General features: G+C 55.1%; 8 protein-coding genes. 5 read left to right on the top strand and 3 right to left on the bottom strand.

Going from position 1 to position 5,887, the window contains the following annotated elements:
- The first annotated feature begins 225 nt into the window (after nucleotides 1-225).
- The gene (locus FJ147_26550) at nucleotides 226-894 is read left to right on the top strand and encodes a GTPase (GenBank protein ID MBM4259446.1); all 669 of its coding nucleotides are present in this window, start codon (nucleotides 226-228) and stop codon (nucleotides 892-894) included.
- A gap of 36 nt (nucleotides 895-930) precedes the next feature.
- Nucleotides 931-1,485 carry a hypothetical protein gene (locus FJ147_26545; protein MBM4259445.1) on the top strand — a complete coding sequence of 185 codons (555 nt, stop codon included), beginning with the start codon at nucleotides 931-933 and terminating at the stop codon, nucleotides 1,483-1,485.
- A 126-nt stretch (nucleotides 1,486-1,611) separates the two neighbouring features.
- Here FJ147_26545 and FJ147_26540 read toward each other — a convergent pair whose 3' ends face one another.
- The 3 genes from FJ147_26540 to FJ147_26530 form a co-directional block, all read right to left on the bottom strand.
- On the bottom strand, nucleotides 1,612-2,538 hold the full coding sequence (locus FJ147_26540) for an LLM class flavin-dependent oxidoreductase (GenBank protein MBM4259444.1): 927 nt from the start codon (nucleotides 2,536-2,538) through the stop codon (nucleotides 1,612-1,614).
- 30 nt (nucleotides 2,539-2,568) lie between these two features.
- Nucleotides 2,569-3,219: a hypothetical protein gene (locus tag FJ147_26535; protein ID MBM4259443.1), complete on the bottom strand. Its 651-nt coding sequence runs from the start codon at nucleotides 3,217-3,219 to the stop codon at nucleotides 2,569-2,571.
- A 63-nt stretch (nucleotides 3,220-3,282) separates the two neighbouring features.
- Nucleotides 3,283-3,750, bottom strand: coding sequence for a hypothetical protein (locus FJ147_26530; protein ID MBM4259442.1), 468 nt, complete (start codon nucleotides 3,748-3,750; stop codon nucleotides 3,283-3,285).
- 151 nt (nucleotides 3,751-3,901) lie between these two features.
- Here FJ147_26530 and FJ147_26525 point away from each other — a divergent pair, with 151 nt between their 5' ends.
- From FJ147_26525 to FJ147_26515, 3 genes are all read left to right on the top strand, one after another.
- Nucleotides 3,902-4,735, top strand: coding sequence for a sulfurtransferase (locus tag FJ147_26525; protein ID MBM4259441.1), 834 nt, complete (start codon nucleotides 3,902-3,904; stop codon nucleotides 4,733-4,735).
- A gap of 82 nt (nucleotides 4,736-4,817) precedes the next feature.
- Nucleotides 4,818-5,306: a hypothetical protein gene (locus FJ147_26520; GenBank protein ID MBM4259440.1), complete on the top strand. Its 489-nt coding sequence runs from the start codon at nucleotides 4,818-4,820 to the stop codon at nucleotides 5,304-5,306.
- Between the two features lie 3 nt (nucleotides 5,307-5,309).
- The gene (locus tag FJ147_26515; GenBank protein MBM4259439.1) at nucleotides 5,310-5,552 is read left to right on the top strand and encodes a hypothetical protein; all 243 of its coding nucleotides are present in this window, start codon (nucleotides 5,310-5,312) and stop codon (nucleotides 5,550-5,552) included.
- Nucleotides 5,553-5,887: the final 335 nt, after the last annotated feature.

The following is a 5,887-nucleotide window of genomic DNA, read 5'->3' as shown; positions in this document are numbered from 1 at the left end:
TCCACTACACCCGAAGTGATTCGAGACGCACTGGCGACGGTTTCTACCACACAAGTCCGGCAGTGGTGCCAGCAGCACCTGGGGCCGTCGCTCCAGGCCCAACGCCAACAGGCCTTCCGCCAGCTCACGCTAGCGGAAGAAAAGCAGGTCCACTTTCAACAGGCAGCGTGAGGCGTCTTTGCACCAGGCCAGCCCGATACGCGAAAGCTGGCATTCGAACTCGCGGTGGCTGCGTGTGCCGCCGATGGACCGGTCAGTGAAGCTGAGCAAGTGTTTCTCGAAGGACTGCAAGCTCAGTTGCAGGTCAGCGCGCTCGACGCAAAGGCCGTGCGGGCGGACGCTGAGGTGGTAACGACGACCCCAATAGTGATTGGTCCGACTCCGGCAAGTTCCCAGATGGCGCAGCCGGATGAACTCGATAAGGCCATCACCGATATGGCAATTCTTGCGGGTGCGCTGGAACTCTTGCCTTCAGCGTTGTCGACCATGGCGATTATCCCGTTGCAACTTAAACTCGTCTATCGCGTTGGTCAGAAGTATGGTTTTCAGCTTGACCAGAACTATGCCAAGGATTTCCTTGCGACATTGGGAGTGGGCGTGACCTCACAGTTTCTGGAAGGAGCGGCGTCGAAAATTCTCGGTGGCTTATTTGGTGGGCTGGGACGACAAGCGGCGAGTTCCGGCATGTCCTTCGCGACGACCTACGCGCTGGGACAGGTAGCGAAGCAATACTACGCCGCCGGGCGCAAGCTCGATACCGCGGAACTGAAGCAGACCTTTGCGAGGTTGCTAGAAGAGGCCAAGACTAAGAAAGACCAGTATGCGCAACAGATCCAGCGGAAAGTCCAGGACGTGAAAAACTCGAATCTGGCTTCGCTGATCAAACAGCAGTGAGTGCTGGAACCGAGGAGAAGGAGTCGCGTTTCGTGCATGGGTGTTTATGAAATCTTGACGGTGGCGTCGCTAACGATGGGGCTGTTCGCATTCTGTTGTTCGCAACTTGTGAGCACGATCATATTACGTAAGCGTTTTATGTCCGCCGCGCCGCGCTCCGCTTTGCAGGACCGATTGCACCTTGCGCTGTACCTCACGCTCGCGATCTGTGGCGGGTTGTGGGGCTATGGGTTTGTCATTTGCGTACGCCAGGTGTGGGTCGAAGTTATCAACGGCAATTGGCTGCCGATGCCTCTGTTTCTTGCAGTCTTTGCGATGGCGCTGGCTGGGCTGGTCATTGTGTCGTGGTTTTCGGTGCGGCAGCGAACAAAAGATCTAACGCGCCTAGCCACTGAGATACAGGCGCTCAGGAGTGGCAACGGTCCTATGCTTGAGGAGGTGACCGGGGCCGCGTTACCAGATACGGCCATTCGTCCGCTCACAGAAAAAGCACGACACGCCGTGTTGTATCTCGGCGCGGAGAGCTATCGAGCGACACTCGAACTGTTGCAGCGGGTGAATAACGAACCTCCACGACGGACGGAGACCTGACGGCACCTCCCACGTGTACCTCATTGGCGCACTGTTAGCAGCGCTCTACGATTTGGGTGGAGCGCTGTCCTGTACTCACAGGCTTCCGCGGTGATCAGCAGTGTCGAAAACGTTCCTGTTCGCCGTTTACAAATGCGGCATCACATTCTGAGCTAAATCCTCCAAATGCTCTATCTCATCGAACACCGGATTCAGCATCAAATGTTGCGCGCCAGCTTTCACCAATGCACCGAGCTTATCTGTCACTTCGGCGCGGCTGCCCCATAGCGAAACTTGGACAGCCATCTCAGCATTCTTGTAACGCATGGCGAACCACTCGCGTAGGCGTCGTTCAGCGCGGGCTTTGTCATTGTCGATGGCGACATACACACGCTTCGACAGCGGAAGTGTTGCCGGATCGCGTTTCAACTCGTCACAGTATTGTCGCAATAACCCAACGTGCTGCACGAAATCTGCAGAGGAAGAGCTTCCAGCGCCCATCCAACCATTAGAGTGACGCACGGCACGTTTCAGACCGATCGGTGTGCGCGCGCCGAACCATATCGGCGGGTGCGGCTTTTGAATTGGTTTGGGCTCCATCGCCACTTTCTCAAACTGCCAGTTCTCACCCTTGAAGGTTGCCAGAGGTTCGGTCCATAGGGCCTTCATAACCTGTAATCCTTCAACAAAACGGCGCGATCGTTTGCCTGTATAGGCACCAAACACCGACTCTTGCATGTGCGGACCGCCAATGCTCACACCAAGAGTGACACGTCCCTGACTGAGGTGATCGAGGGTGGCAATGCTCTTGGCCAATTGAATCGGATTGCGCAGGACCATCAATATGACCGAGCTGCCGATCCGCACCCGCGACGTGAGCGCCGCGGCGTAGTTCATCACTGCGACGGGCTCAAGAATTGGTGCATCACTGAGAATTTGTTCTTGGGTCCAGATACTGTCATAGCCAAGCTCTTCGGTGCGTTTGAGGAACTGTTGCAGAAACGGGATTTTTACTGGGCCAGTGCCATCACTTTGTGGGATCGCCATGCCACACGGGGTTCGTCCACCTGCCATAGTATCGTCTCCTTTTGTGTTTGCGTATCATTACGGCAACTGCCGCGTCATCGGTGTCAAATAGAACCACGCCTGTTGTGGAGCTCCAGAACGTTTCAACGCCGCCTGCGCATCCAGCAACAATTGTCCCACTTCGGTGTGCTTAAAAAACCACGCCTCAGCTTGTCGTGCTGCCGGTACATGGTCAGCTAAGCCTAATGCAGCTTCCTCATAGTACGCCCGTAAATCTGCGGCACACAAGGTTGGACTAGCTGGAAACCCAGCATTCTCGGGCGCAACGCCTTCGACAACATTGAGGAATCCTTGAATAGCGGCGGTGAGGTTATCGACCGAGAGCGCCTTGCCGAAGGACGTCCGACCGGTTTGTGCCACTGCCCGTTGGTAAGCGACTTTTAAGCCCAGCGCCTCATTGAAGGCTGGTGGTAAATGCGCATCAAACCCAGGTGGAAGCTGACACACCATCGCGCCAGAGACGTCGTCCGTAATCGTCTCAGGATAATCGACGAGGATCGGTGTCTGTTCTTTGGGGGTCGCAAGTAACGCGAATGCAGCGTCTAACACCGCATGCTGGTACACAGCGTCACGCGGTTTGCCCAATGGGCGACCTAGTGGGAAATCACAATACAATGCGCGTGGGGCTTTCATACGCTCGGCTTGACCCCGTACCGCTACTAGCGACACGGTCGCGAGTCCTTCTGTTTCAAACACATTGGCCAGCACACCAACGGTGCGCGTGCACAATGGTCACGCAGGGGTTAGCAGCACGACATCAACGCCGTCATCGCGTAGCAGCTTGGCTGCCGCCGGTCCGGTATCCAGTCGCATAGTCGACAAATTGTGATCATGCTGTGCGCCCATAAAGGAAATATGGCGAGCGGCAACCGAGCCAATAGTCCCGCGCTCTGCCAGTTCGCGTAAGCGATCAATCGGATAAACGACATTGAGGTCAAGCGCGAATCCACTGCGGTCGAAGTTGGGGCTGAAGTGGGCGAACCCCAACGTGCGATCTGTGCCTTCGAGAACCGTAAAACTTTCATCTCCTGGCTGCCAGTGCAGTTTACCATCGCTACGCAGGCCGGCAGTCGTGACGATAGCGACCCGCGCGTTCTTGAGTGGTGGTGGCTGCGTAAACGATGGCTGCGCGAACTCATACACCGGCACGTCATTGACACGTGCCCGAACAATTTGATCAGAACTCTGCTGATTGCTCATCTGGCTCCCCTTGTGATAGGGGTATCCTACGTTGCGCGGATAATAGCAACAGTTGCAGCTGTGAAGCAATTGCACTCAGCTCAACACGTGTATCGTAGGCCGGAATAAACGCAGGGTTTCCGGTAGAACCGTGGCGCAAAGGGAGGGACCAATGACCAACTACGCTCACCCCGAAATTCTGGTCGATACCCAATGGGTAGCCGATCATCTCAACGATCCCAAAGTCCGCATCCTTGAAATTGACATTGCCCCGACGGCCTACAATGCCGGTCATATTCCAGGCGCGCTATTCTGGAGCGCGGTCGGGACGGGCCTACAAGCTGACTTTCGCACGGTCGTCGACAAAGCGGCTGTCGAAGCACTTTGCTCACGTTCCGGCATTGCCAACGATACCACGGTGGTCGCGTACGGAGAGTTTGTTGCCTTCAATGCCTGGATCTATAGGTATCTCAAGATGTTTGGTCATCGCGATGTGCGTGTGTTCAACGGCAGTCGCAAGAAGTGGGTTGCAGAAGGCCGACCGCTATCGACCGAAACTCCAGTAGTCGCGGCAACGACATACAGTGCCCAACCACCCAATTTCTCTCAACGCGCCTTGCTGGCAGATGTGCGGGCCGCGGTCGGTGCATCAGGCAAGGTATTGCTCGATACGCGGCGACCTGAGGAGTATCGTGGTGAGCAGTTCATGATGGAACCGCCGAAGGACAACGAACGGGGCGGTCATATACCGGGTGCAGCGTTTCTACACTACGAAGACGGCCTGAATGCCGACGGTAGCTTCAAGTCACGAGACGAACTCGAAGCCCTGTATCGCGGGAAGGGTGTGACGCCTGAGAAAGAAGCAATCACTTACTGTGCGGTTGGTATCCGTGCGGCACACGCCTGGTTTGTATTGTCGCAGTTATTGGGATACCCGCATGTACGCAGTTACGACGGCTCATGGAACGAATGGGGGCGGTTGGCGGATACGCCGATTGAAAAATAGGGGTTGGGGATTGGGGGTTAGGGATTGGCTAGAAGGGTAGCGGGCATTGAAGGGCCATAAGTTGGGAACTGTGAAGTTGCGGGTGTTCGCACTAATTTTCGTGTACGTAGCAGGTGCTAGGCAAAGCCAAGCCGATGACCAGCGTCCGCTATGGCTCGAATGGAGCACAACCAACGTTCAATACATGTATGGTTTCAATTGGGGTGCTGGTAAAGACACTGTCGATACAGCCACGCTTGAGCACGCAGACAGTTGGAGGTATGGCGACAACTACTTTTTCATGGACGTGTATCACCTGGCGGAGCGGGCTCGCAAGGCTGATTTCATCTGGTACCTGGAATATCACCCGCGGTTCAGTCTCAATAAGATCTTCGGCTTGAACTTGAGGCTCGGACCGATCAAGGACGTGCTGCTTGCCCACGAATTCGACTTCGCCGACCGCTTCTTTGCGCATTCGAGCGGTATTGGATTCAGTCTGGACGTTCCTCATTTCTCCTTTGCCAATGCCAAATTCATGCTCAGAGATAATGTCCGTGCTCATGGGGTAACATGGCACATGGTGCTTGATTGAGAAGTGCCGTTTACTGTTGCAGGCGTTCCGCTGGTCTATGGTGGCTACATCGATTACGCCGGCCCCGAGGGTGGTCTCGTTGATACGATCTACAGTGACACACAGTTACTGCTCGATGTCGGCAAGTGGGTGGGGCGCGAGAGTCATCTCTTCGTGGGCGTAGAGTTTAGTTATATTCACAATCAGTTCTATATCGACGGGGCTGATGAGTATGTACCGCAGCCGATAGTAAAGTGGGTGTTTTGAGTTCCAAAGTTTCCTCTCCCACCGGGCAATGGTATTAAGTTACGCCACGACCTTGCGGATGTGGGTTCCTTCTCCCACCGGGAGAAGGTCAGGATGAGGGGATCGAAAAGCCAGCAGCCTTATACTTCATCCCCTCACCCTAGCCCTCTCCCTGAGGGAGAGGGAATCAGAAAGCTACTAACTTAAATAGCAACTCACTCGATGGAAAGTAAGCGGTGATTGAACGGCGTTCTTTCCTCACACGAAGAGAGGTGCAAGATGAGCACACCCGGTCGAGAAACAGAGCGGGAATTTGTGACTCTCTATAGAGGAGGAAGGTATGCAGCTGAGTAGTA

This window comes from Deltaproteobacteria bacterium (assembly GCA_016874775.1).
In the GTDB taxonomy this organism is placed as follows: Bacteria; Desulfobacterota; Binatia; order Bin18; family Bin18; genus VGTJ01.
The sequence above is the reverse complement of the archived record's forward strand: the minus strand, read 5'-3'. Positions and strand labels throughout refer to the sequence as shown.